We start from the raw sequence: 24414 nt of genomic DNA, 5'->3' as shown, positions 1-24414 counted from the left end.
GGCTCAGCCCAGCTGCTCTTCGGTGTAGTAGCCCTCGTCGACGAGGATCTGGTAGTTCTCCGCGTCGACGCTCACCGGGTCGAGGAGGAAGGCCGGCACCACCTTGACGCCGTTGTCGTAGCTCTCGGTGTCGTTGGCCTCGCACTCCTCGCCGTGCAGCAGCGCGTCACCCATGGCCACCGCCTGCGCGGCCAGCTCCCTGGTGTCCTTGTAGACGGTCTGCGTCTGCTCGCCCGCGATGATCGACTGGACCGAGGCCAGCTCGGCGTCCTGCCCGGTCACCACCGGCAGCGGCTGGTCGGCGGTGCCGTAGCCGACGTTCTTCAGCGCGGCGATGATGCCGAGCGAGATCCCGTCGTAGGGGGACAGGACGGCGTCGAGCCGCTCGGAGCGGTACTCGGCGGTCAGCAGGTCGTCCATCCGCTCCTGCGCCTCCGAGCCCGACCAGCGCTCGGTGGTGATCGCGTTCAGCTCCGTCGCTCCGGAGCGGACCGTGAGCTGGCCGCTGTCCAGGAAGGGTTGCAGCACCCCCATGGCGCCCTGGAAGAAGTAGCGGGTGTTGTTGTCGTCCGGCGAGCCGGCGAACAGCTCGATGTTGAAGCTCTCGCCGCCGCCCTCGGTCAGGCCGAGGGAGTCCACGATGTACTGGCCCTGCAACGCGCCGACCCGCTCGTTGTCGAAGGAGGCGTAACAGTCGACGTTCTCGGTCTCCATCAGCAGCCGGTCGTACGCCACCACCGGGATGTCGGCGTCGGCCGCCTGCTGCAGCGCGTTGCCGAGCGAGGCGCCGTCGATGGCGGCGATCACCAGCAGGTCCACGCCCTGCGCGATCATATTCTCGATCTGGCTGATCTGCTGCTCTATCTGGTTCTCGCCGTACTGGAGGTCCGTCTCGTAGCCGGCCTCCTCGAACTGCTCGACCATGTTCTCGCCGTCGGCGATCCACCGCTCGGACTCGCGGGTGGGCATCGCGATGCCGACGGTGCCACCCTCGGCGTCGGGGTCTCGGTCTGGTTCTGAACCGCCCTCGGAATCCTGGCCGCAGGCGACCAGGGTGAGGGTGAGGGCGGCGGCTGTGGCGGCGCCTCGGGCGGCGAATCGGGCACGGAACATCGGTGCTCACGTCCTTCCGGCTACGGCTGTTACCTGCGGAGCCCGGCCGGCGAGCGGCGCCTGGCGGCGCCGGCCCGCGGCCGTCTGGTGCGGTGGTGCCTGCGGCGCGAAGCCGCGTCCGGCGCCCGGGGGGCGCCGGCCTTGCCGTGTTGCCTGCGGCGCTTGGCCGACGGGCGGCGCCCGGGGCGCCGGTCCGTGGCCGGGTGGTGCGTGCCGCAGCGGTACGTGGTGCGGTGGTGCCTGCCGGCGGCAAGCCGCGAGCGGCGCCCCAGGGGGCGCCGACTCGGGCGGGGCCGGCTCGTGCGGTGGTGCCTGCGGCGCGTGGCCGCGTTCGGCGCCGGGGGCGCCGATGGTGCGGTGGTGCCTGCGGTGCTTGGCCGCGAGCGGCGCCTGGCGGCGCCGGCCTGCGGCCGGGGCCTTGCGGTGGTGCGGGTGGCGCCTGTGGCGCCGGACCGTGGCCCGGTGGTGCGTCCGGCGCCTGGTGGCGCCGGTTGTGCGGGCGGTCCTTGGCCGCGTCCGGCGCCTGGCGGCGCCGGCGCCCGGCCGGGTTGTGCGGTGGTGCGGGCGGCGCCCGGGGGCGCCGATGGTGCGGTGTTGCCTGCGGCGCCGGACCGTGGCTCGGTGGTGCCTGCGGTGCTCGGCCGCGAGCGGCGCCTGGTGGCGCCGGCCCTCGGCCGTCTGGTGCGGTGTTGCCTGCGGCGCGTGGCCGCGTTCGGCGCCGGGGGCGCCGGGTCCTTGCGGTGGTGCCTGCGGTGCGAAGCCGCGTCCGGCGCCCGGGGGGCGCCGGCCTCCCCGTGTTGCCTGCGGCGCCTGGTGGCGCCGGCTCGTGGCCGGGTTGTGCGGTGGTGCCTGCGGCGGTGAGCCGTGAACGGCGCCGGCCCGTGGGCGGGTGTGCCGTCGCTCGTGCGCGCTGTGGAGTTGTCCGCGGCGGCGGCCAAGGCCGCGCCGCCAGGCGCTACGCGGACTGCGGTGGTGTGAAGCGGCGCAGGTCGCCGGGGAGGCGGGAGCCGAGCGTGGCCATGTTGGTGTTCGCGCCGAGGCGGGTCAGGAGGTCGAGGGCGAGCCGGCCGCGGCGGACGCGTTCCTTCGCCGTCTCGAGCGTGACGTCGCGCAGGTGCCCGCCGACCGGGTAGATGCCGGGCGCCTTGCTCAGGCCGAACTTCAGGTAGATCGGCGCGCCGCGTCTGATCAGTTCCGCGATGTCGTACATGCGGACGTAGCCGCCGAGGTCGTCCGGCGCCTCCAGGTAGAAGTCGAGCGGCACCCGGGTCGCCCGGCGGATCTCCGTCAGGTGTTCGAGCGTCAGGTCGGAGGGGACGTTGACCGAGTCGGCGCCCAGGCCCTCGTGGACCGCGACGGCCGCCGGGTTCACCGGGCCGATCAGGGCCGAGACCTTGAACGTCGTGTCGGCCGGCAGGACGCCCTGCGCACGCAGCCGGTGGAGCAGCCACAGCACGCCCTCGTCGGCGACGAGCAGGCACTTGACGCCCAGTTCGGCGGCGCGCAGCGCGTCCTCGACACAGCCGGCGACCGCGCCGTGGCCGCGGGCTCGGAGGCCGGCGCCGCCGGACGCGGTGCGGGTGCCGGCGCCGATGTCCCACGTGCCGCGCGGGCCGGTGAAGAGACAGAGCTCGACGTCCGCCTGGTTGCAGGCGTCGACCATCTCGGTGATCTCCGCGTCGGTGAGCATCCACACGCCGCTGCCCTGGCTGATGCGGTGGACCGGAACGCCCAGCTGGGCGGCCTCCTTGAGGACCGTGTGCACGGCCTCGGGGCCCTCGACGGAGGGTATCTCGGTGCGCCAGGTGCCGCCGTCGGGGAAGGCGTGCGGGGAAGCGTCGGCGGGATCGTCCGCCGGAGCCGCATAGCCCAGCGCGGCCAGGGCGGTTTCACCCGGGCGACGGGGAGTGGCGGGCGTTGACTCAGACACGATGCTCCATTGTTCGCGGTTGTTCGATCAATAGGGAAGAGGTGTGAACGAGTTTGATTCCTGGGGTGGTTGGGACCTCGCGGCTACGGGGTGAGCAGGACCTTTCCCACCGCGGGGTCGCCGCTGCCGACCAGGGCGACGGCCTCCCCGAAGGCGGTCAGCGGGAGCCGGTGGGTGATCAGCTCCGCCGGCCGCAGCAGGCCCTGGCCGAAGGCATGGGTGGCGTACGACCAGGCCGCCGGCGGGGCGCCGAAGACGCTGGCGACGGTGAGCTGGCTGACCGACAGGTGGACCGGGTCGATGCCGTGCGCGCCGGGCTCCGGCATCCCGGTCAGCACCACCCGACCGCCGCGCCTGGCCAGCAGGCAGGAGTCGCGGGCGGTGCCGGGCGCGCCGGCCGTCTCCACCACCAGGTCGTAGCGGCCGTGCAGCTCCTTGGACTCCTCAGGCGCGGCCGTGACCGTGGCGCCCATCGCGGCGGCCTGTTCCAGCGGCCTGGTCCGCGGGTCGACGGCCAGCAGTTCGGCCGGGGAGGAGGCGGCGAGCAGCTGGACCGCGAGCAGCCCGAGGGTGCCGGCGCCCACCACGGCGACGCGTTCGCCGGCGCGCGGGGCAGCCCGCAGCACGGCGGCCGCGACCACGGCGGCCGGCTCGAGCAGGGCGGCCGCCGTCAGGTCGGCGTCGTCGGCCAGCGGGTGCAGCAGCCGGGCGGGCAGCACCAGGTAGTCGGCGAAGGCGCCCGGCTGGGTGAACCCGGTCTCCTCGTAGCCGGCGGTGCACAGGCTGGTCTCGCCGCCGCGGCAGCGGTCGCAGACCCCGCAGGCGCGGAAGCCCTCGCCGACCGTCCTTCGGCCCACCAACGCGGCGTCGACGCCGGCCCCGGCCGCGTCCACCGTGCCCGACCACTCGTGGCCGGGCACCACCGGGTAGCGGACGTAACCGGCGGCCCGGGTGCCGTCGTAGACCTCCCGGTCACTCGCGCACACGCCGGCGGCGTGCACCCGCACCCGGACCTCGCCGGGGCCGGGGGCCGGTGGCTCGCCGGTCACCAGGCGGTGGGCGCCGGGCCGCTCCACCAGCACGCTGCGGGCGTCACCGGTCACGACCGCTTCGCCCCGCCGTCGCGCTTGTGCCAGTCCTCGGCCCACAGGTCGAAGTGCGCCTGCTGCTGCGGGAACTCGGCCGCCGCCTCGGTGTCGAGCTCGACGCCGAGGCCCGGCTCCTCGGAGAGCGTGAAATAGCCGTCGACCACCTCGGGCGCGCCCTTGACGACCTTCTTGATCTCGGCGTCCGCGAAGTCGTTGAAGTGTTCGAGGATCTTGAAGTTCGGGGTGCAGCCGGCCAGTTGGAGACTGGCCGCGGTGAGCACCGAGCCGCCGACGTTGTGCGGGGCGACCAGCACGTAGTGGGTCTCGGCGGTGGCGGCCAGCTTGCGCATCTCGCCGATGCCGCCGATGTGGCCGAGGTCGGGCTGGATGATGTCCACGGCCTGCGACTCGAACAGCTCCCGGAACTCGATCCGGTCGTGGATCCGCTCGCCGGTGGCGATCGGGAGGTTGGTCTTGGCGGCGACCTTGGCCAGCGCCTTCAGGTTCTCCGGCGGCACCGGCTCCTCCAGCCAGGACGGCGCGAAGCGCTCGAGTTCGCCGGCGAGCCGGATCGCGGTGGCCGGGCTGAACCGGCCGTGCATCTCCAGCAGCAGCTCGGCCTCGGGGCCTATGGCGTCCCGCACCGCCTCGACCAGGGAGATCGAGCGCAGCGTCTCGGCGTGGTCGAGCTCGAAGTTGCCGGTGCCGAAGGGGTCGAGCTTGAGGGCGCGGTAGCCGCGCTCGACGACCGCCCTGGCGGCCTTGTGGAACGCCTCCGGGGTGCGCTCGACGGTGTACCAGCCGTTGGCGTAGGCCTTGACCCGGTTGTCCGAGGCGTTGGCCCGGCCGCCGAGCAGCTGCCAGACCGGCACCCCGAGCGCCTTGCCCTTGATGTCCCAGCAGGCCATCTCGACACAGGCGATGCCGGACATCACGATCTCGCCGGCCCGCCCGTAGTCGCCGTACTTCATCCGGCGCACCAGGTCCTCGACGGCGAACGGGTCGGAGCCGACGATGTGGTTCGCCTGCGCCTCCCTGAGATAGCCGATCAGGGCGTCGGTGTGCCCCAGCATGCGGGTCTCGCCGACGCCGGTCAGGCCCTCGTCCGTGTGGACCTGCACATAGGTGAGGTTCCGCCAGGGTGTGCCGACGACATGCGTGCTGATTCCGGTGATACGCACGGGAAGCGCCCCTCCGCCACGTTCGATATTTCGTTAGCCGTTCGAAATCCTGGCGAGAACGTTAGGAGGCGGGCCATACCCTGTCAATGGTCGGGAAGGTCAGGGAATGGATACCGCGCTTCGGCCCGGACTAGTCCACGCGGGGCGCCGCCGGCTCGACCGGCTGGTCCGTCGTGATCTGCTCGTAGGCCAGCGCGGCCAGCTCGGACTGGCCCTCCCGGCTCGGGTGGAACCAGTCCCAGTCACTGAGGTGGCTGGAGGTGAAGCGGAAGTCGAAGACCGCGCCCCCGTCGTAGCGGCAGAGCACGTCCGCGGCGCAGACGTCCTCCAGCACCGTGTTGTACTCCTGCACGCGCGCCCGCACCTCCGCGCGCCGCTCGCCGGCCGACACGCCGGCGTCGCTCGCCTCGCTCAGCATGGAGGGGCAGATGTTGGCCATCTGCCACACGGTGCGGGCCATGAAGGACTCGCTGCCCTCCTCCCACAGCCGCATCAGGTCGGGGACGCTCGACACGTAGATGCCGGTCTCCGGGAGCTCCTCCCTGATCACGCCGAACGCCTCGGTCAGCGCGGCCCTGAACTCCGCCGGGCTGGTCATGGACGCCACGTCGTCCGCGCAGGCGTCGTTGGCCCCGATCAGGACGGTGACCAGCTCGGGTTCGTGGCGGACGGCCTCGGCCGCCTGGGCCGGCAGGTCGGCGACCCGGGCGCCGGTCGCCGCCAGGTTCCATGACCGCTCGGCGGTCGCCTCGCCCAGTAACTGCTGCGCGAGGCTGCTGACGGCGGTGTCCGTGCCGGTGACCCAGGACGCCTCGGGGCAGTCGGAGAGCAGGGAACAGGCGTCGAAGGCGCGGGTGATGGAGTCCCCGATGGCGGCGACCGAGTCGGGGCTGGTGTTCCACTCCGGGGCCGGGGTCGCGACCTCGTCGGGGGCGGGAGCCGCCTCCCGCGGGCCCTCCGAGGTGCAGGCGGCCAGCGTGACGACCAGAACGAGGGGTAGAGCGGACGTCGCGGCGAGCGAGCGGCGGCTGACCGGCATTCAGTTTCCTCTGGGGTCCGTCGGTGTTCTTGGGGGTGTGCGGCGGGGCGGTAGCTTGGGACCTGGCAGTGGCGACGGCCGACGCGCGCCCTCAACAAGAGTAAAAGATGACCGCGCGTCACCCGTTGTCCATTTTGCCGCAAAAAGTTGCCAATGGTGTTTACTGTTCGTGCGCGGGGCCGGTGTAGGAGGGGGCGCCTTGAGGCTCGCCGCGGGCGCAGGTAGCCAAGAGTGGAGGTCCCGGTGACGACACGTGGTGTTCTGTTCGTGCACTCCGCCCCGCGTGCGCTGTGTCCACACATCGAGTGGGCCGTCGCCGGAGTGCTCGGCGCCCGGGTCGGCCTCGACTGGACCAGGCAGCCCGCGTCCCCCGGCACCTGGCGCGCCGAGCTCTCCTGGCAGGGCGAGGCCGCCACCGCCTCCAAGCTCGCCTCCGCGCTGCGCGGTTGGCACCTGCTGCGCTTCGAGGTCACCTCCGAGCCGTGCCCCACCGCCGAGGGCGAGCGCTACAGCTGCACCCCCGACCTGGGCATCTACCACGCCGTCACCGGCATCCACGGCGACATCATGATCCCCGAGGACCGGCTGCGCGCCGCCGCGGCGCGGGCCGCGCGCGGCGAGAGCGACCTCCAGCTGGAGATCAGCCGGCTGCTCGGCAAGCCCTGGGACGACGAGCTCGAACCCTTCCGCCACGCGGGCGAGGGCGCGCCCGTCCGCTGGCTGCACCAGGTGGTGTGAGATGCCGTCCCCCCGCGTCGCGGTGCTCGGCACCGGCATCATGGGCGCCCCGATGGCCCGCAACCTCTGCCGGGCGGGGCACGACGTGCGCGTCTGGAACCGCACCGGCTCCAAGGCCGAACCGCTGGCCGCCGACGGCGCCACGGTCGCCGGCTCACCCGCCGAGGCGGTGGAGGGCGCCGACGTGGTGCTCACCATGCTCCACGACGGGGCCGCCACGCTGGCCGCGATGCGGTCGGCGACGCCCGGGCTCGCCGAGGGCGCGGTCTGGGCCCAGAGCTCCACGGTGGGCACGGAGGGCCTCGACGACCTGGTGGTGCTGGCCGCCGAGGAGGGGCTGACCCTGGTGGACGCGCCCGTGCTCGGCACCAGACAGCCCGCGGAGGCCGGCGAGTTGACCGTCCTGGCCGCCGGGCCGCCGGCCGCCAGGGAGCCGCTCGCGCCCGTCTTCTCCGCCGTCGGCTCCCGCACCCTCTGGGTCGGCGACGAGGTGGGCGCCGCCTCCCGCCTGAAGCTGGTCTGCAACAGCTGGGTGCTGGCGGTCACGCACGGCACGGCGGAGGCGCTGGCGTTGGCGAAGGGCCTCGGCGTGGACCCCGAGGACTTCCTGGGCGCGGTCGCGGGCGGCGCGCTCGACCTCCCCTACCTCCGCGTCAAGGCGGCGGCGATCCGATCGGGCGAACTCGCGCCCAGTTTCACGGTGGACACCGCGGCGAAGGACGCCCGCCTCATCCTGGCCGCCGCCGAGTCCGCCGGCGTCCGCCTCGACGTGGCCGCCGCGGGGGCGGACCGCTTCCGCCGCGCCTCGGCACAGGGCCACGGCGGCGAGGACATGGCCGCGTCCTACTTCGCCAGCTGGGACTGACGCCGAGCGGCGACCGCCGGCGCGCCTCTCACGCCCGGGCGTGCACGGTGTCGATGTACTCCTGCGCGATGGCGCTCACCTCGCCGGGCAGTTCTTCGTCGATGGGCGGGTACCCCCGCAGCGCGCTCAGGTCGAAGCCGTCCACGTCGGACAACGACATCGCCGCGACGAGCGCGTCGGCGTGGGACTGTTCGAGGGCGACGATCGCCGGCCCTCCGACGTCGACGGCGCCGTCGACGATGCCGGTGGCCGCCGTCTGGAAGTCCTCGATGGCCCCGATGGTCTCCGGGCCCACGAGCCCGTCGACGCCGATGGCGGACACCCCGTCCAGCCGGCGCGACTCGTTCAGCATCACCTGTACGTAGCGCACGTCCTGCGGTTCGTTCGGCCGGTTCCTGCCCACCGCCTGTTCGAGGGGCGAGGACCAGGCGAACGTGGGCGCCGGCACCCCGCCGGGCACGGTCCGCAGCCCCCGCCGCAGCAGGACCAGGAACAGGATGCCCAGCACGATCTTGATCGCCAGCTTCGCCTCCGGTGAGGTGAGGAGCGACTCCACACAGATCTCGTGGAGGATGACCCCCTGCCCCTCCCCGACGATGTGGAGAACCACCTTGACCTGGCCGAAGATGGTGATCGGGGCGTCGTACAGCACGAAGGTCTCGTCCGGTCGGTACAGCGTGCCGCGGTCGTAGCGCGTCATGGGGCCCGTCTGGCGGAGGAAGTCGGTCATCGCCAGGAAGCGGTCGATCTTGTCCTTGGCGTCCCGCCGGCCCGCCGCGTTGCGCGGCTTGATCTCGTAGACCTCCTTCCGCGTGGGCCGCTGCGCGATGATGTCCGGCACGGGAAAGGGCTCGTTGTCCTCGTCGTCGGGGTCGACCGCCTTCTTGCGCGCCTCACAGGCCTGCACGACGAAGTCGACGTCGAGCCCCGGGTGGTGGGCCTTCAGGAACTCGCCGAGGAAGCGACAGCGAGTGGTGTCCGTGGGCTCGTCGAAGAACTCGGTCCCGCCGTTCGACGGCCGGGTGAACCTGAAGCAGCCACCCGTCTTCAGGCAGTAGTGCTCCTGAACCACCGTCTCGACGTACGCGGAGTACTCCTGAACGATCCGCCCGGACGCGCCCACCTGCCCGGGGGTGAAACACACGGCCATCTCTCGGCTCCCATCGGACCACGGCACGAGGATTCGCCGGCCGCCCGCCGGCTCGCCGAGAGTAACGCCGTGGGCACGGACCGGCTCCCGCGGCGGCGCGCCGGTCGCGAGAACCACCCGCCCGGCCGGTCAGGCGCCGACCCGCGTGGGGCTTCCCGACGCGGCCGCCAGGATGTCGCCGAGGGCCGCCCGGGCCTCGGTCAGCTCGGCGATCCGGGTGTCGAGGTCGGTCGCCCGCTCCCTGAGGTGGTCGTGAGGAGGCGGGCCACGGCGGCCTTGGCGCGCGCCGGGGAGCGGCCGGCGCCGTGCAGCTGGATGGTGTGGTTGAGGCTCATCATCACGCCGTAGAGCTCGAAGACGAGTTGCGCCGCGTCCGTGTCCGGCGGGAGGTCGCCGGCGGCGACGGCGCGCCTGACCTCGGCGGTCAGGCGGTGCTCCCAGGCATGGAACTGACGTTGGAGCAGCACGCGGACGGGGCCGCTGCGGCCGTCGTACTCGAAGGTGGAGGAGACGAAGAGGCAGCCGCCGGGGAAGACCTCGCGCTCCAGGTAGGAGATCCAGGCGTCGCAGACCGCGAGCAGCCGCGGCAGCCCCGGGGTGGCGTCGGCGGCCGGGCGCCAGACCTCCTGGCTGAAGATGGCCGCGGCCCGCCCGAGCGCCGCGAGCTGGAGGGCCTCCTTGGTCCCGAAGTGACCGAGCAGCCCCGACTTGCTGATGCCGAGGTCGAGCGCGAGGCGGCCGATGGTGAGACCTTCGAGGCCCTCGATCGAGGCCAGGTCCACGCTGCGCTCGATGATGCGCTCTCTGGTGCGGCGGGCCTCGGCGGCCGAGTGACGCGGGCTCATGCCCCCCACTATAGGAGGGGCGGAGGGGCTATAAAGTCCGACCGATCGGTCGCTATATTGTGGTCATGACTCGCCTCACCGCGCTTGGCCACTATCAGCCCGAGCACGTGCTCACCAACGACGACCTGGCCGGCATGGTCGAAACCGACGACGCCTGGATCCGGCAGCGAACCGGCATCGTCACCCGCCGCATCGCCAGGGACGAGACCGTGACCGACCTGGCCGTCGCCGCCGCGGGGAAGGCGTTGGCGTCGGCCGGCGTCGACCCCGCCGACATCGGCCAGGTGATCGTCGCCACCTGCACCAACATCGACCGCTCCCCGTCCACCGCCGCGCAGGTCGCCGGCCGGCTCGGCATCCCGGCGGCCGTCACCTTCGACCTCAACAACGCCTGCGCGGGATTCACCACCGCGCTCGCCACCGCCGACCACGCCATCAGGGCCGGCGCCGCCCGGCACGCCCTCGTCATCGGCGCCGAGAAGATGTCCGACATCACCGACTACACCGACCGCACCAGCTGCATCCTGCTGGGCGACGGCGCCGGCGCCGCCGTCCTGAGCGCCAGCGACACCGAGGACGGCATCGGGCCCGTGGTGTGGGGCTCCGACCCCACCAGGCGGGACGCGGTCCGCATCCGGGGCGACTGGCACCCCACGTTCTCCCAGGACGGCCAGACGGTCTTCCGCTGGGCCACCACCGCCCTCGCCCCGCTGGCCAGGGAGGCCTGCGAGCGGGCCGGCGTCAGCCCGCGCGAACTCGGCGCGATCGTCACCCACCAGGCCAACCTGCGCATCATCGAGGGCATCGTCGGCCGGCTGGACGCCCCGCAGGCCGTCGTCGCCCAGGACGTCGTCGTCTCCGGCAACACCTCGGCCGCGTCCGTGCCGTTGGCGCTGTCCAAGCTGATCGAGCGCCGCGAGATCCCGGCCGGCGCCCCCGCCCTGCTCTTCGCCTTCGGCGGCGGCCTCTCCTGGGCCGGACAGGTCGTGCGCGTCCCCTGAGCCGGGGCCGAACGGCCGACACGAGGAGAGCCCCCCGCCCAACGTGGGCGGGGGGCTCTCCTCGCGTCGGGGTCGGGGACGCTCAGACCGTCCGCAGGGCCAGCACCACGTTGTGCCCGCCGAAGCCGAACGAGTTGTTGATCGCCGCGATGGTGCCGCCCGGCAGCGGGCGCGGCTCGTCCCGCACGACGTCCGCGTCCACCTCGGGGTCGAGCTCCTCCACGTTGATCGTCGGCGGCGCGACCCGGTGGTGCAGCGCCAGCACCGTGGCCACCGTCTCGATGCCGCCGGCGCCGCCGAGCAGGTGGCCGGTCATCGACTTGGTGGCCGAGATCGCCACGTGGTCCAGGTCGTCGGCCAGCACCCGCCGCAGCGACTTGATCTCGGCCACGTCACCCAGCGGCGTCGAGGTCGCGTGCGCGTTGAGGTGGACGACCTGCTCCGGCTTGAGGTCCGTGTTCTCCAGCAGGTTGGTCAGCGCCGCCGCGATGCCGCGGCCGGTCGGCTCCGGCTGGGCGATGTGGTGGGCGTCCGCCGACAGGCCCTGACCGAGCAGCTCGCAGTAGACCCGGGCGCCGCGCCGCGCCGCGTGCTCGGCCGACTCCAGGACCACCACGCCCGAGCCCTCGCCCAGCACGAAGCCGTCGCGGCCCGTGTCGTAGGGCCGGGACACCAGCTCCGGCGCCCCCTCCTTCTTGGAGAGCGCCATCATGTTGGCGAACGCCGCGATCGGCAGCGGGTGGATGGCGGCCTCGGTGCCACCCGCCACCACCACGTCGGCGCGGCCGGTGCGGATCATCTCCGCCGCGTAGCCGACGGCCTCCGCGCCCGAGGCGCACGCGCTGACGGGGGTGTGCACGCCCGCCTGCGCTCCGACCTCGAGGCCGACGTTGGCCGCCGGGCTGTTGGGCATGAGCATGGGCACGGTGTGCGGGGAAACCCGCCGCGAGCCCTTCTCACGCAGCACGTCGTACTGTTCGAGCAGGGTGGTGACGCCACCGATGCCGGAGGCGATGACCGCCCCGAGCCGGGTCGGCTCCACCCCCCCGTCCTCGCCGGCCTTGGCGGTGAAGCCGGCGTCGGCCCACGCCTCGCGGGCCGCGATCAGCGCGAACTGCGCCGAGCGGTCCAGGCGGCGGGCCAGCGGCTTGGGCAGTATGTCGAGCGGGTCGACGGCCGCCGTGGCGGCGATCTTCACCGGCAGGTCGGCCGCCCAGTCGGCGGTCAGGGCGCGTACGCCGGACCGGCCGGCCAGCAGGCCCTCCCAGGTCGTCGCGCTGTCGCCACCCAGCGGGGTGGTCGCGCCGACGCCGGTCACGACCACCGATCGATTGCTCGCGTTCACGGGATTTCTACTCCGCTTGTCGGGGGGAATGGTCTGGTTCCGCCACCCCGAGGGTGGCGACAGGCGCAGGTACGGTCAGGTCAGCTCTGGTGGTCGAAGATGTAGGTGACGGCGTCGCCGACCGTCTTCAGGCCCTTGACGTCGTCGTCCGGGATCTTGACGCTGAAGCGCTCCTCAGCGGCGACGACCACCTCGACCATGGACAGCGAGTCGACGTCGAGGTCGTCGGTGAACGACTTGTCCTCCGTCACCTCCTCGGTGGGGATGCCGGCGATCTCGTTGACGATCTCGGCGAGACCCTTGATGATCTCTTCCTTGGTGGCAGCCATTGCGGCGCTCCTTCAGTGTGTTGCGGTGGGGTACCGCTGGGTGGTGATCCGGGAGGGATCCGTTCGGACCTTGCTTAGGGGAGGGTAACGACCGTCGCGGCGTAGACCAGACCCGCCCCGAAGCCGATGACGAGGGCGGTGTCCCCGCTCTTCGCCTGCCCCGTCGCCAGCATCCGCTCCATGGCGAGCGGGATGGAGGCGGCGGACGTGTTGCCGGTGGTCTCGATGTCACGCGCGACCGCGACATGTTCCGGCAGCTTGAGGGTCTTCACCATCGAGTCGATGATCCGCATGTTGGCCTGATGCGGAATGAAGACGTCCAGATCGGCCGCGGTGATCCCGGCGGCGTCCAGTGCCTGCTGGGCGACCTTGGCCATCTCGAAGACCGCCCAGCGGAAGACCGTCTGGCCCTCCTGGCGCAGCGCGGGGAACTTCACCTTCCCCGCGGCGTCCACCGGCAGGCCGTCGAGATCGCCCACCCGGAAGCGGTCCCAGGGCACGGTCTGCGCGATGACGTCGGCCTTGTCGCCCTCCGAGCCCCAGACCGTGGGGCCCATCGCCGGCTCCTGGGAGGGGCCGAGCACCACGGCGCCGGCGCCGTCGCCGAAGAGGAACGCGGTGGAGCGGTCCTCCTTGTCGGTGAGGTCGGACAGCCGCTCCACGCCGATCACCAGCACGTGCTCCGCGCTGCCGTCGACGATCAGGCCCTTGCCGACGGTCAGGCCGTAGCCGAAGCCGGCGCAGGCCGCCGAGATGTCGAAGGCGGCCGGCTTGCCGGCCCCGAGCCGGTGGGCGATCACGGTGGCCACCGAGGGCGTCTGCAGGAAGTGCGAGACGGTGGAGACGACGACGGCGTCGATCTGCTCGGCGGTGATGCCGGCGTCGGCGATGGCCTTGCCCGAGGCGGCGAGCGCCATCTCGGCGACCGTCTCGTCGTCGTCCGCCCAGTGCCGGGTCACGATCCCGGAGCGCGAGCGGATCCACTCGTCGGAGGAATCTATGTACTTCAGGATCTCCTCGTTGGGGACGACCCTCGTCGGCCGGTAGCCGCCCACCCCCATGACACGGGCGTAGGGCGCACCCTTCCCGACCCTCAGTGTGGCCATGTCCACTGCTCCTATTCGGCGGCTTCTGCGGCAGGTGCGGATGCCGTGCGGTGGGCGGCGATCAGCTCGCGGGCCGCGTCGAGATCGTTCGGGCTCTTGATGGCCACGCGCTCCACCCCGGGGAGGTTGCGCTTGGCCAGACCAGCGAGCGTACCGCCCGGGCACAGCTCGATCAGGGCGGTGACGCCCAGCCGCTGGAACGTCTCCACGCACAGGTCCCAGCGGACCGGGTTGGACACCTGGGTCACCAGGCGACGCACGATCTCCTGGCCGTCGGCGACGACCTCGCCGTCGGCGTTGGATACGAAACGGATGCCCGGATCCCTGGGGTTCAGTCCCTTGGCCGCCGTGCGCATGGCGTCGACCGCGGGCGCCATGTGCTCGGTGTGGAAGGCGCCGGCCACCTTGAGCGCGACCACGCGGGCCTTGGCCGGCTTGTCGGCGGCGAGCGCCGCCAGCTGTTCGAGGGTACCGGCCGCGACCACCTGGCCGCCGCCGTTGTTGTTGGCCGCGGTGAGACCGAGGCGGGCGAGGTGGTCGGCGACCTCCTCCGGGTCGCCGCCGAGCACCGCGGACATGCCGGTCTCGGTGACGGCCGCGGCCTCGGCCATCGCCGTCGCGCGCTGCCGCACCAGCGCGATGGTCTCCTCCTCGGTGAGGACCCCCGCGATCGCGGCGGCCGGCAGCTCGCCGACGCTGTGCCCGGCGACGGCGCCCACCGAGGCCGTCGGGCCCGCCGGGTCGCCGTCGAAGAGCGCGGCCGCCGACAGCAGCGCGCCGGTCACCAACAGGGGCTGGGCCACGGCGGTGTCGCGGATCTCCTCCGCGTCGGCCACGGTGCCGTGGTGGACGAGGTCGAGCCCCGCGGTCTCCGACCAGGAGCCGAGGCGGTCGGAGACGCCCGGGAGTTCGAGCCACGGATTCAGGAAGCCGGGCGTCTGGGCACCCTGGCCGGGAGCGACGAGTACAAGCACCCTCTCACTCTCTCCCGGGCACCGGGTCGACCGCCGGTGGGGGCAAGAACGAAGAACAGTCGAGGGATTTGTAGCTCCCGTACAAAGCCAGGTGGGTGAAGGTCAGGCGCGTGACTCGGCGTCGGCGAGCCGCCCGAGCATCAGCGCGACGCGCAGGGTGAAGGCCGAGCGGACATCGGAAGGGGGCCATCCGGTGACATCAGTCACACGTCTCAGGCGGTACCGGACGGTGTTGGGATGCACAAAAAGCATCCGCGCCGCGCCCTCGAGACTGCTGGCCTGTTCCAGATAGACACTGAGCGTCTCCAGCAGCGCGGAACCGGCCTCCTGCAGCGGTCTGTAGATCTCCTCCACCAACAGCCGGCGGGCCGCCGGGTCGCCCGCCATGGCGCGCTCCGGCAGCAGATCGTCCGCGAGGACCGGGCGGGGCGCGTCGGGCCAGGCCGCGCAGGCCCGCAGGCCGGCGGCCGCCGCCTGCGCGGAGCGGGTCGCCGCCAGCAGGTCGCCCACCACGGGCCCGGCCACCACGGGGCCCGAGGCGAACGGGCCGATCAGCGACTTGGCGGCGGCGACCGGGTCGTCGCTGCCGCCCGCGATCACCACCAGGCGCTTGCCGAGCACCCCGGTCAGCACCTGGAGCTTGGCGTACCGCGCGGCCCGCCGGATCGCCTCCACGGTCAGCTCGCTGTCGCCGTTGGGCGCGCTGCCGAGCACGACCGTCACGTGGTCGGGCGAGCTCCACCCCAGGGCCGCCGCCCTGGACACGTCGCTCTCGTCCGCCTCGCCCGACACCACCGCGTTCACCACCAGGGACTCCAGGCGCGCGTCCCAGGCGCCGCGCGCCTCGGCGGCCTGCGCGTACACCTGGGCGGTGGCGAAGGCGATCTCCCGCGAGTACACCAGCAGCGCGTTGGTCAGCGCCGACTCCCCGCCGGGCGGCGCCAGCTCGTCGACGGCGGACTCCACCACCTCGATGGTGGTGCGCACCAGCTCCACGGTCTGGCGCAGCGTGATCGCCCTGGTCAGCTCGCGCGGCGCGGTGCCGAAGACGTCGGTGCTGATCGCCTGTGGAGTGTCCGGGTGCCGGAACCACTCGATGAACGCCGCGATGCCAGCCTGGGCGACCAGGCCGATCCAGGAGCGGTTCTCCGGCGGCATCGCGCGGTACCAGGACAACTGCTCGTCCATCCGCGCGATCGCGGCGGCGGCCAGCTTTCCCGAGGACTGCTCGAGGCGGCGCACGGTCGCGAGGTGCGCCTTCTTCTCATCGGCCTTCTCAGCTTCGGCCATCTCATCGGCATCGGACACGGGACCAGCCTGCCTCATTTCCCACCCACTCATACCAGGCGGGGGTCACCACCGCGCGACGGGTTCACGGACGGATACCGTAGGCGCATGCTTCGGGTGACGCGGGCCGCCGACCGCTATCGAGGCGGTGATCCGGCCGCCGGCATCGACACCAGGCACGCTTTCTCCTTCGCCGGCTTCTACGACCCGGAGAACGTCCGCTTCGGGCCGCTGACCGCCTGCAACGAGGAGCGGCTCGCGCCCGGCGCCGGCTTCCCCGCCCATCCGCACCGGGACGTCGAGATCGTCAGCTGGGTGCTGTCGGGCGAGCTCACGCACGAGGACGAGGACGGCACGACCACCGTGGTGCGCCCCGGCGACCTGCAGCGGCTGACGGCCGGCGCCGGCGTGCGGCACGTGGAACGCAACGCCGGTCCCGAACCGCTGCGCTTTCTCCAGATGTGGCTGATCCCCACCGAGCCCGGTGGCGAGCCGGCCTACGACGTGGTGCGCGGCCTCGGGGACGGCGTTCCCTACGCGCTGCCCCGCACGCCGGCCGTGCTGCGGGTGCGGCGGCTGCGCGCCGGCGAGCGGGCGGTGGTCGCGGGCGGCCGCCCCGGCTACCTCCATGTGGCGAGCGGCGCCGTCGAGTTGACCGGCGTCGGGCCCGCGGTGGCGCTGACGGCCGGGGACGCGGCCCGGCTGTCCGGGGCGGGGGAGCCGGCGGCGCGGGCCGCCGGCGATGCCGAGTTGCTGCTCTGGGAGCTGTCCGGCTGAGAATCGGCCGAAATCCGCCCGAGGCCGGGGGAACCGACGCACGGCCGCTCACTGTCAGTGGGGTGACGCACACTCATGACGGGGCATCACCTCCGTACCAGAACCCACCCCGGGGAGATCGACGTGAGCGACGAAGACCGCGACGAAGCGACCCCGGCGGCCACCCCGCCCCCGGCGGCGTCACCGCCGACGTTCGACGCGCCGCCTCCCGTGCCGCCGCCGCCCGGGCGCCCGCCGACGGTCGGGGTGCCGAGGGACGGGCGGATCGCGTTCACCGCCGCGCTGCTCAACCTCGGTGGCCTCGGCCTCGGCTACCTCTACCTGCGGCGGTGGCTCCGCGCCCTGCCGAGCCTGACGGCCACCGCCGCGCTGCTGTGGGCCGCGCTGCCGGCCACGGCGGAGGGCGTTCCCGGGGCGTGGCCCGCGCTCTACGCGGGTCTCGCGCTGCTCACGGCGGTCGACGGCTGGCGTCTTGGCCGGCCCCCCACGCTGGGTGGCCCGCGCCTCGCCTGGGTGCCGGCATCGGCGGGCGTGCTGCTGCTCGCGCTGCCGGTCGCCGGCGTCGTGTCCTTCGCGGACGCCCAGCGGCGGGCCCTGGAGAGCGACCTCGGCGACCGGCTGGCCGCCGCCGACCGGCTGGTGGCGGAGGCGGTGGCCGCGGCCGACTTCGCGGACGCGGAGCCCGGCTACCGCTCGGCCCTCGACGAGTACCTGGCGGTGCGCGCCGCCCACCCGGACACGGAGGCGGCCGGCGAGGTGCCGGGGCGGCTCGACTCCCTCTATGAGCGGGCCACCGCCGGGGGCTCCGGCGGCGACCGGTGCGCCGCCCTCGACCCGCTGCGGTTCTTCCGGGCGCTGCCCGAGGAGCTGGACGACACCGAGGCGCGGCGGCTGGCCGGCCGGGCCGGGGAGGACCTGCCGGAGCCGCTGCACGGCTGCGGCCTGGGGCTCGCCGCGGAGGCCGGCGCGCGCTCCGCTGAGGTGCCGCTCGCCGAACTGCTCGCGGAGTTTCCGGACTCCGAGTACGCGGGTGCGCTGCCCGGCGAGCTCGGCGAGTTGCAGGCCGCGGCCACCGACGCCATCGGCGGGGCCGAGCCGTGCCAGGCGCTGACCCGGCTGCGCTCGCTCAACGGCCTGTTCGGCCGGCTCCCAGGACCCGAGTTCACCACGCTCGCCGAGGAGGGCGCGGCGACCGTGCCGGAGGGCCTCTACCGGTGCGGCACGGACCACTTCACCGCCGGGCGGTTCGGCGAGGCGGACGGCGTGCTCGGCGAGCTGGTCGAGGACCACCCCGACCACCGGCGCGCGGAGCGGGCCGGCGACATCCTGATCGCCGCCCGGATAGCGGCCCACCTCCCCGGGGCCGGCGCCGAGCTGCCGCCCGAGCCCGGCACCGCGGGCGGGGGTTCGGTGACGCTGGAGCTCCGCAACGACTCGCCGTACGCCCTGGAGTTCCTGTTCACCGGCCCGCTGACCGGGTCCCGCACCCTGGACGGCTGCGACGGCTGCGAGGTCTACCCGGACGACCCGGGCGACGCGGCCTGCTCCGCCGACCTGGACTACCCGACCGTCACGGTCGAACTCCCCGCCGGCGACTACTACTTCCTGCACAGCTCGCCCGACGAGCCGACCCGCGAGCTGGCCGAGAGCGACCAGCTCGACCCCGACTACGTCTACACCTACTGCTCCTACATCACGGAGGACGACCTGGGCGGACCCTGGCTCGACGACCCGGGCACCGACGCCTGAACCTCAGCCGCGCAGCGGGCCGAAGCCCGGGTCCGCGAAGCGGGCGAACCGTTCGGGGTCGATCTCGACGTACCGCTCGTTGCGCTCGGCGCGTTGGGACGGGAAGAGGAAATGACCGGTGGCGCGACACGGGTGAACGCCCCGTGGCCGCCCGCTGTCGGACCGGGCGGCTACGGTGCCGCTCCATGACCGATGACGCTGCCCTGACCGGCACCCGCACCAGCTATGACACCGTGGCCGCCGCCTACGACGCGTTCGTGCCGCCGATCGCCGACGACCCGATCGACTGCGCGCTCCTCGGGGACTTCGCCTCCCGTGTCGGGGCCTCGGGCGGCGGGCCGGTGGTCGAGGTGGGCTGTGGAACGGGCCGGGTGACCGGATATCTGGCCGGCCTCGGACTTGAGGTGTCCGGCATCGACCCGTCACCCGGGATGCTGGCCGTGGCCCGCCGCGACCACCCGGGGATCAGCTTCACGGAGGGGGCGATGCCGGACCTCGACCTGCCGGACGGCTCGCTCGCCGGGCTGCTCGCCTGGTACTCGATCATCCACCTGCCCCCGGGGCGGCTGCCGGCGGCGTTCGCCGACCTCCACCGGGTGCTGCGGCCCGGTGGCTGGCTCCAGCTGGCCTTCCACGTCGGGGACCGGCGGCACCACAGGACCGAGGGCTACGGCCACGAGGGCATCGCGCTCGACATCTACTGGCTGCCGGTCGAGGGGGTCGCCGCGCTGCTGGCCGAGGCCGGGTTCGTCGTGGAGACGCACGTGGTGCGTGACCTGTCGGCCCGGGTGCCGCAGGCCCGCCTGCTGGCCCGCGCCGGCTAGCCGCCGGGCCGCTCAGCCGTTCGGTGTGAGCTCGGCGAGCACCGCGTCCGTGAAGGGGGGCCAGACCTCGGCGGCCCAGGGGCCGAACTGGCGGTCGGTGAGGGCCACACAGGCGGCCGCGGCGGCCGGGTCGACCCACAGGAAGGTGCCGGACTGGCCGAAGTGGCCGAAGGTGGCCGGCGAGGAGGTGGCGCCCGTCCAGTGCGGGGACTTGTGGTCGCGGATCGAGAAGCCCAGCCCCCAGTCGTTGGGGCGCTGGTGGCCGAAGCCGGGCAGGACGCCGGCGAGCCCGGGGAAGACCACGGAGGTGGCCTCGGCCAGGGTCTCCGGCGCCAGCAGCCGCGGGGCCAGCAGCTCGGCGGCGAAGCGTATGAGGTCGTCGACCGTGGAGGTGGCGCCCCAGGCGGGGGAGCCGGTCAGCTCGGTGGCGGCCATGCCGAGCGGCTCGAACACCGCCTGGCGCAGGTACTCGGCGAACGCCATGTCGGTGGCCTTGGCGACATGGTCGCCGAGCACCTCGAAACCGGCGTTGGAGTAGAGCCGGCGGGTGCCGGGCTCGGCCATCACCCGGTGCTCGTCGAACGCGAGCCCGGAGGCGTGCGCCAGCAGGTGGCGGACCGTGGACCCGGGCGGGCCCGCCGGCTCGTCCAGCTCGATGGCGCCCTCCTCGACGGCGATCAGCACCGCGTAGGCTGCCAGCGGCTTGGTGACGGAGGCGAGCGGGAACGGGCGGTCCACCGGGCCGCGCGCCGCGCGCCGGCCGTCCGCGGTGACCACGCCGGCCGCCGCCGTCCCCACCGGCCAGGCGTCGATCAACTCCAGGCTTCGCATGCTGCCGAGACTATCGCCCAGGCCGTGGACGCCGGTTCCGGCCGGGGGCGTTGGACGCGCTGTAGGCGAGCGGCCCCACAGTGTGAAGAGTGGAGCGAGGTTTTCCGGTTTTCTCGGTCGAGGCTTGCTTGGAGCGCACTCCAAGAACATAGCGTTTCGGTATGACCCCGACCCAGCGACTGACATCACCAGGTCCTGGCGACGAGCGCGTCGACGACGCCGTCCGCGATGACAGCTGCGTCTCCGTGGAGCGCCCGCATCCGCGGCCGGACGGGCAGGACCGCTACACCATCAGCGAGGTGGCGGCCCACACCGGGCTCACCGCGCACACCCTGCGCTGGTACGAGCGCATCGGCCTGATGCCACACATCGACCGCTCGCACACCGGCCAACGGCGCTACACCAACCGCGACCTGGACTGGCTCGCCTTCGTCGGCAAGCTCAGGCTCACCGGGATGGCGGTGGCCGACATGGTGCGCTACGCCGAGCTCGTCCGGGCGGGCGAGCACACCTTCGACGAACGGCGCGCGCTGCTGTGTGCCACGAGGGAGAGCGTGCAGGCGCGGATCGCCGAGTTGCGGGACACTCTCGCCGTGCTCAACTTCAAGATTGACTTCTACGCGGAGGCCACCGCGGTATCGGAAAGGGCGCTACACCCCGCATGAGCGACACCACCACCATCGAATCCGTACGCCTGGGCGAAGGCGGTCCCGAGGTCGGCGTCCAGGGCCTGGGCTGCATGGGCATGAGCTTCGCCTACGGGCCGACGGACGAGGACGAGGCGCGCGCCACGCTCGACCGCGCGCTCGAACTCGGCGTCACCTTCTACGACACGGCCGACTTCTACGGCGTCGGCGAGAACGAGCGGTTCCTCTCGCCGTTCTTCCGCGCGCACCGTGACGAGGTCACCATCGCCACCAAGTTCGCGCTCCAGCTGGACCCCGCCGACCCCACCAGGCGGCTCATCCGCAACGACCCCCCGTACATCCGGGAGGCCGTCGAGGCCAGCCTGCGGCGGCTCGACGTCGACGTCATCGACGTCTACTACATGCACCGCAAGGCCCCCGACGTGCCCATCGAGGAGACCGTGGGCGCCATGGCCGAGCTCGTCACCGAGGGCAAGGTGCGCTGGCTCGGCCTCAGCGAGGTCACCGGCGCCGAGCTGCGGGCCGCGCACGCCGTCCACCCCATCGCGGCGGTGCAGTCCGAGTGGTCGCTGTTCTCCCGCGACGTGGAGCGCTCGGCGGTCCCGGCGGCGCGCGACCTCGGCGTGGCCTTCGTCCCCTACTCGCCGCTCGGCCGCGGCTTCCTGACCGGCTCCTTCACCGACGCCACCAAGGAGCTCGGCGCCGACGACTTCCGGCGGCAGCAGCCCCGGTTCGTCGGCGAGAACGCGGTCGCCAACCGCGCGCTCGTGGAGGAGGTGCGGTCCGTCGCGGCCGCGCACGACGCGACGCCGGGCCAGATCGCCCTGGCCTGGGTGCAGCAGCGGGCGGAGGTCTGGGGGCTGCCGGTCGTCCCCATCCCCGGCACCCGGCGGCGGGCCCGGGTGGAGGAGAACACGGCGGCGACCAGGATCACCCTGACGGCCGAGGAGACGGCCGCGCTCGACGCCCTCGCCGACAAGGTGGCGGGCGACCGCTACGCCGACATGACCTTCAGCTCCGCCTCCCGCGACTGAGCGACGACCGAGCGACCCCAGCACCACGTCCACGGCCCCCCGGCAACCGCCGGGGGGCCGTGGACGTGGGCGCGGAACGGGTCACAGCTCGGCCAGGAGCTCCGTCTTCTTCGAGGTGAACTCCTTGTCCGTCAGCAGGCCGGCCGAGTGCAGCTCGCCGAGGTGACGGATGCGGTCCGCGATGTCCTTGGGGTCGGCCCGGTGGTTGCGGGGGGCCGGAACGGACCCCGCCGGCTCGGCCGCCCGCACCGCCTCGAGGACGGCCGCGGCCAGCGGCAGCGACTCGTGGACCAGGCCGTAGCCGAGGCCGAAGACCACGGCCGCCGGATCCTGGTCGGCCGGCCCCTCCCCGTCCACCGGCTTGCCGTCCTTGCCGCGCCGCCGCAGCCGCAGATGGCCACCGGCTATCTCGGGCGAGCGCCACTCCACCTCGGCCAGCTCCGCCACCTGGAACGACTGGTCACCGGCCTTCCACTTGGCGGACGACGCGCCCGTCCAGAACCAGCGGAACGAGACGACGGAGCCGTCGAACGAGACCTTCCCGTCGTACGCCTTGAACTGCAGGGGGGCCGCCGGGGCCGGCACCAGGTACTCGTCGGCCGCCTCGTCGGCGCGCGGGCCGAGCGCCGAGCGCAGCTCGGTGGCGTAGTAGTCGGCGAGGGTCTCGCGCTCCACCGGCAGCAGCAGCCGGTACGGGTCGGCGGACGCGCGTAGCTGTCCCGCGGCGGCGTCGAGCAGTGGATCGGCCCCGAGCCGCGGGACCGCGTGGAGCACCACCGTGCCCTTGCGCGGTCCGGGCATCAGGTCCACCGAGCTCAACGCCTCGTAGGGGATACGGCGCTCGCCGAGCACCTGGAAGAGCTTCGGTGTGCGCATTCCCCGTTCGAAGCGGATGAGCACGGAGTCGGTGTCGAACTCCCATGTGGAGTGGATTCCGGCCAGCACATCACCCATGCGGGTCATCGTATGCGCCGGGACTGACGAAATGACTTCCCTCGGATGGGTGTGTTCCTGTCACAATCCGTCGGTCATGTGGCGTGAGCGGCACAGGGGTCGACCGGGGCGCATGACCGCACCCCGGGGGCGCACGTCACGTCGTCCACGACGCCGGCCCCGATCCGCGCCAGGTTGGTGAGGCTCGCCTCGCCGGGGGAGAAGTAGCCGCTGTGCCCCTCGGCGTCACCGGCGTCCAGCAGCCGCGCCCCGAACGCGGGGGTGACCGGGTCTTGGCCGAAGCCGATCGGGCCGATCTCCATGTGCGGCACGTCCTCGATCCAGTCGTCGTCCGCCCTTATCGCCCAGACCCGGGCCGAGGTGTCCAGGTCAGCGACGCCCGAGGCACGCATACCCGGGCTGCCGGCCACGGCGATGTCGCTCACCCGCCCCGGCAGCTCGGCGGCCGCCACCCCGCACACCACCGAGCCGTAGGAGTGGCAGAACAGCGCCACCGGCGCCTCGCCCGGCAGGGCGCCGACCGCGTCGACCAGCCGGTCGGCGCCGGCCGTGGCGAGCTCGGCGGTGGCCGCCGACATGGCGATGGTGGGCGGCGAGTCGTAGTCGGCCCAGGCGATCACGGCCGTGGACGCGCCGCCGATGGCGCGCTCCTCCTCGTACAGCGCCTCGGCCATGCCGACCGGGGCCGAGTACCTGCGGGCGGTGCGCTCGAAGTTCAGCAGCCCGGAGTCGACGCCGGGCACCACGACGGAGATCCGGTCCGCCGTCTCCAGGTCCCCCATCACCTCGGCGGCCCGGCCGCGGCCCGTCGGGTCGAAGGAGAGGATCTGCCGGCCCTCGGCCAGCATCGACTCGAACCGGTGCATCCGACGCCCGGCCTCCTGCTGCCCGGCGGGGGAGAGCCGCTCGTCGGTCATCCTGGCCCGCTCCGCCGCCACGGCCTCGGCGAGCGCGTGCCGGTTGGCCTCGTAGCGCAGCTGGACGGGGGCGCCCGACAGGTTGCCCACGACCAGCGGATACCGCTCGGCGAGGCGCCGCTGCTGGGCGACGGTGAGCCCGGCGAAGAAGTCGGCCACCCGGTCCGGCGAAGCGTCCGGCTCGGGCAACGGCTCGCCGGCGACGTGACCGCGCTCCCAGGCGCTCACCTCCTGCTCGAACACGTCGGGCGGGGGCTCGGCGCGACTGGAGAGCCAACCGGCGGTCACCAGCACAACGAACACCACCGCCAGCGGCAGCAGAACGCGCCGGACGGTGGTCGGCAGAAGACCGGACTTAGGGCGTGGAACGGGACGAAATTTCAGCACTGCCACGCCATCATACGGGTCGCGCGGGACCACTCGGCGGCCCCCCTGCGGTTTCGCTGGGCGCTGTGCCTTGGCCACCGGCCGGCCGGCCCGACCAGGCGGCGCAGCCGCCGAGGTCGGGCCTGGCGGCCGTGCGGTGCCGCGCCCACCCACCCGCCCTTGGCGGGTGGCCTCGCGCGGCACGGGCCGCGTGGCCCGGCGGCGCAGCCGCCGCGGGCCCTCGGCCCTGGCGGGCCGTGCACCGCGCGGAGCGCGGTTCGGCCCGCCCCCCGCGCGAAGCGCGCGAAAAGGGGCGGGCCGAAC

At 73.4% G+C, this 24414-nt stretch carries 23 protein-coding genes; 8 read left to right on the top strand and 15 right to left on the bottom strand.

The features are described from left to right. Nucleotides 1–3: 3 nt before the first annotated feature. The 5 genes from chvE to RNC47_RS31320 form a co-directional block, all read right to left on the bottom strand. On the bottom strand, nt 4–1113 hold the full coding sequence (chvE, locus tag RNC47_RS31340) for a multiple monosaccharide ABC transporter substrate-binding protein (RefSeq protein ID WP_311603661.1): 1110 nt from the start codon (nt 1111–1113) through the stop codon (nt 4–6). Between the two features lie 955 nt (nt 1114–2068). Then, nucleotides 2069–3043, bottom strand: a complete 975-nt coding sequence (locus tag RNC47_RS31335) for a hypothetical protein (protein WP_311603660.1) — start codon at nt 3041–3043, stop codon at nt 2069–2071. A gap of 83 nt (nt 3044–3126) precedes the next feature. Further along, nucleotides 3127–4146 carry a zinc-dependent alcohol dehydrogenase gene (locus tag RNC47_RS31330; RefSeq protein ID WP_311603659.1) on the bottom strand — a complete coding sequence of 340 codons (1020 nt, stop codon included), beginning with the start codon at nt 4144–4146 and terminating at the stop codon, nt 3127–3129. Continuing rightward, on the bottom strand, nt 4143–5312 hold the full coding sequence (locus RNC47_RS31325) for a mandelate racemase/muconate lactonizing enzyme family protein (protein ID WP_311603657.1): 1170 nt from the start codon (nt 5310–5312) through the stop codon (nt 4143–4145). Before RNC47_RS31325 ends, RNC47_RS31330 begins: the two co-directional genes overlap by 4 nt. Before the next feature lie 130 nt (nt 5313–5442). Then, nucleotides 5443–6351 carry an SGNH/GDSL hydrolase family protein gene (locus RNC47_RS31320; protein WP_311603655.1) on the bottom strand — a complete coding sequence of 303 codons (909 nt, stop codon included), beginning with the start codon at nt 6349–6351 and terminating at the stop codon, nt 5443–5445. A 243-nt stretch (nt 6352–6594) separates the two neighbouring features. On the opposite strand from RNC47_RS31320, the gene RNC47_RS31315 reads away from it, so the two are divergent. Next, complete coding sequence (locus RNC47_RS31315; protein WP_311603653.1) at nt 6595–7089, top strand: DUF3145 domain-containing protein; 495 nt, start codon at nt 6595–6597, stop codon at nt 7087–7089. A gap of 1 nt (nt 7090) precedes the next feature. Further along, complete coding sequence (locus tag RNC47_RS31310) at nt 7091–7954, top strand: NAD(P)-dependent oxidoreductase (RefSeq protein WP_311603652.1); 864 nt, start codon at nt 7091–7093, stop codon at nt 7952–7954. 28 nt (nt 7955–7982) lie between these two features. Here the strand turns inward: RNC47_RS31310 and RNC47_RS31305 are convergent, their stop codons facing one another. Further along, complete coding sequence (locus tag RNC47_RS31305) at nt 7983–9104, bottom strand: peptidoglycan-binding domain-containing protein (RefSeq protein WP_311603650.1); 1122 nt, start codon at nt 9102–9104, stop codon at nt 7983–7985. 200 nt (nt 9105–9304) lie between these two features. Then, nucleotides 9305–9949 (bottom strand): TetR/AcrR family transcriptional regulator, encoded by a 645-nt coding sequence (locus RNC47_RS31300; protein ID WP_311603649.1) that lies wholly within the window; start codon nt 9947–9949, stop codon nt 9305–9307. Nucleotides 9950–10014: 65 nt separating this feature from the next. Here RNC47_RS31300 and RNC47_RS31295 point away from each other — a divergent pair, with 65 nt between their 5' ends. Then, nucleotides 10015–10950, top strand: coding sequence for a beta-ketoacyl-ACP synthase III (locus tag RNC47_RS31295; RefSeq protein WP_394814923.1), 936 nt, complete (start codon nt 10015–10017; stop codon nt 10948–10950). Nucleotides 10951–11032: 82 nt separating this feature from the next. Here the strand turns inward: RNC47_RS31295 and RNC47_RS31290 are convergent, their stop codons facing one another. From RNC47_RS31290 to RNC47_RS31270, 5 genes are all read right to left on the bottom strand, one after another. Further along, nucleotides 11033–12295, bottom strand: coding sequence for a beta-ketoacyl-[acyl-carrier-protein] synthase family protein (locus tag RNC47_RS31290; RefSeq protein ID WP_311603645.1), 1263 nt, complete (start codon nt 12293–12295; stop codon nt 11033–11035). 80 nt (nt 12296–12375) lie between these two features. Then, nucleotides 12376–12624, bottom strand: a complete 249-nt coding sequence (locus RNC47_RS31285; RefSeq protein WP_311603644.1) for an acyl carrier protein — start codon at nt 12622–12624, stop codon at nt 12376–12378. A gap of 74 nt (nt 12625–12698) precedes the next feature. Next, a complete protein-coding gene (locus RNC47_RS31280; protein ID WP_311603642.1) occupies nt 12699–13730 on the bottom strand; it encodes a ketoacyl-ACP synthase III in 1032 nt (343 codons plus the stop codon). An 11-nt stretch (nt 13731–13741) separates the two neighbouring features. After that, entirely contained in the window at nt 13742–14704 is a 963-nt protein-coding gene (locus tag RNC47_RS31275) for an ACP S-malonyltransferase (protein WP_311603640.1), read from the bottom strand. A gap of 102 nt (nt 14705–14806) precedes the next feature. Then, nucleotides 14807–15994: a PucR family transcriptional regulator gene (locus tag RNC47_RS31270; RefSeq protein WP_311603667.1), complete on the bottom strand. Its 1188-nt coding sequence runs from the start codon at nt 15992–15994 to the stop codon at nt 14807–14809. 105 nt (nt 15995–16099) lie between these two features. On the opposite strand from RNC47_RS31270, the gene RNC47_RS31265 reads away from it, so the two are divergent. From RNC47_RS31265 to RNC47_RS31255, 3 genes are all read left to right on the top strand, one after another. Further along, complete coding sequence (locus RNC47_RS31265; protein WP_311603639.1) at nt 16100–16768, top strand: pirin family protein; 669 nt, start codon at nt 16100–16102, stop codon at nt 16766–16768. A 123-nt stretch (nt 16769–16891) separates the two neighbouring features. Further along, on the top strand, nt 16892–18517 hold the full coding sequence (locus RNC47_RS31260; RefSeq protein WP_311603637.1) for a hypothetical protein: 1626 nt from the start codon (nt 16892–16894) through the stop codon (nt 18515–18517). A 185-nt stretch (nt 18518–18702) separates the two neighbouring features. Next, nucleotides 18703–19341 carry a class I SAM-dependent DNA methyltransferase gene (locus RNC47_RS31255; protein WP_311603636.1) on the top strand — a complete coding sequence of 213 codons (639 nt, stop codon included), beginning with the start codon at nt 18703–18705 and terminating at the stop codon, nt 19339–19341. Between the two features lie 12 nt (nt 19342–19353). On the opposite strand, the gene RNC47_RS31250 is transcribed toward RNC47_RS31255, so the two are convergent. Further along, a complete protein-coding gene (locus RNC47_RS31250) occupies nt 19354–20172 on the bottom strand; it encodes a serine hydrolase domain-containing protein (protein WP_311603634.1) in 819 nt (272 codons plus the stop codon). A 161-nt stretch (nt 20173–20333) separates the two neighbouring features. Between RNC47_RS31250 and RNC47_RS31245 the strand changes: the two genes are divergently transcribed. Then, on the top strand, nt 20334–20837 hold the full coding sequence (locus RNC47_RS31245; RefSeq protein WP_311603632.1) for a MerR family transcriptional regulator: 504 nt from the start codon (nt 20334–20336) through the stop codon (nt 20835–20837). Continuing rightward, a complete protein-coding gene (locus RNC47_RS31240; protein WP_311603630.1) occupies nt 20834–21853 on the top strand; it encodes an aldo/keto reductase in 1020 nt (339 codons plus the stop codon). The genes RNC47_RS31245 and RNC47_RS31240 overlap by 4 nt, the downstream gene beginning before the upstream one ends. A gap of 81 nt (nt 21854–21934) precedes the next feature. On the opposite strand, the gene RNC47_RS31235 is transcribed toward RNC47_RS31240, so the two are convergent. Further along, nucleotides 21935–22807, bottom strand: a complete 873-nt coding sequence (locus tag RNC47_RS31235) for a DUF4429 domain-containing protein (RefSeq protein ID WP_311603628.1) — start codon at nt 22805–22807, stop codon at nt 21935–21937. A 74-nt stretch (nt 22808–22881) separates the two neighbouring features. Continuing rightward, nucleotides 22882–24030, bottom strand: a complete 1149-nt coding sequence (locus RNC47_RS31230; RefSeq protein WP_311603626.1) for an alpha/beta hydrolase — start codon at nt 24028–24030, stop codon at nt 22882–22884. Between the last annotated feature and the right edge of the window lie 384 nt (nt 24031–24414).

The sequence above is a fragment of the Streptomyces millisiae genome, from assembly GCF_031845425.1.
Classification (GTDB): domain Bacteria; phylum Actinomycetota; class Actinomycetes; order Streptomycetales; family Streptomycetaceae; genus Streptomyces; species Streptomyces millisiae.
Note: the sequence above shows the minus strand (reverse complement) of the source record. Positions and strands in the feature narration are given on the sequence as shown.

Bases quoted from the DNA above. Each gene is read 5' to 3' on its own strand.
- chvE (WP_311603661.1), bottom strand. From the start codon at position 1,113: ATGTTCCGTGCCCGATTCGCCGCCCGAGGCGCCGCCACAGCCGCCGCC.
- RNC47_RS31250 (WP_311603634.1), bottom strand. From the start codon at position 20,172: ATGCGAAGCCTGGAGTTGATCGACGCCTGGCCGGTGGGGACGGCGGCG.
- RNC47_RS31310 (WP_311603652.1), top strand. From the start codon at position 7,091: ATGCCGTCCCCCCGCGTCGCGGTGCTCGGCACCGGCATCATGGGCGCC.
- RNC47_RS31265 (WP_311603639.1), top strand. From the start codon at position 16,100: ATGCTTCGGGTGACGCGGGCCGCCGACCGCTATCGAGGCGGTGATCCG.
- RNC47_RS31245 (WP_311603632.1), top strand. From the start codon at position 20,334: ATGACCCCGACCCAGCGACTGACATCACCAGGTCCTGGCGACGAGCGC.
- RNC47_RS31240 (WP_311603630.1), top strand. From the start codon at position 20,834: ATGAGCGACACCACCACCATCGAATCCGTACGCCTGGGCGAAGGCGGT.
- RNC47_RS31235 (WP_311603628.1), bottom strand. From the start codon at position 22,807: ATGGGTGATGTGCTGGCCGGAATCCACTCCACATGGGAGTTCGACACC.
- RNC47_RS31280 (WP_311603642.1), bottom strand. From the start codon at position 13,730: ATGGCCACACTGAGGGTCGGGAAGGGTGCGCCCTACGCCCGTGTCATG.
- RNC47_RS31270 (WP_311603667.1), bottom strand. From the start codon at position 15,994: ATGGCCGAAGCTGAGAAGGCCGATGAGAAGAAGGCGCACCTCGCGACC.
- RNC47_RS31300 (WP_311603649.1), bottom strand. From the start codon at position 9,949: ATGAGCCCGCGTCACTCGGCCGCCGAGGCCCGCCGCACCAGAGAGCGC.
- RNC47_RS31285 (WP_311603644.1), bottom strand. From the start codon at position 12,624: ATGGCTGCCACCAAGGAAGAGATCATCAAGGGTCTCGCCGAGATCGTC.
- RNC47_RS31295 (WP_394814923.1), top strand. From the start codon at position 10,015: ATGACTCGCCTCACCGCGCTTGGCCACTATCAGCCCGAGCACGTGCTC.
- RNC47_RS31255 (WP_311603636.1), top strand. From the start codon at position 18,703: ATGACCGATGACGCTGCCCTGACCGGCACCCGCACCAGCTATGACACC.
- RNC47_RS31320 (WP_311603655.1), bottom strand. From the start codon at position 6,351: ATGCCGGTCAGCCGCCGCTCGCTCGCCGCGACGTCCGCTCTACCCCTC.
- RNC47_RS31305 (WP_311603650.1), bottom strand. From the start codon at position 9,104: ATGGCCGTGTGTTTCACCCCCGGGCAGGTGGGCGCGTCCGGGCGGATC.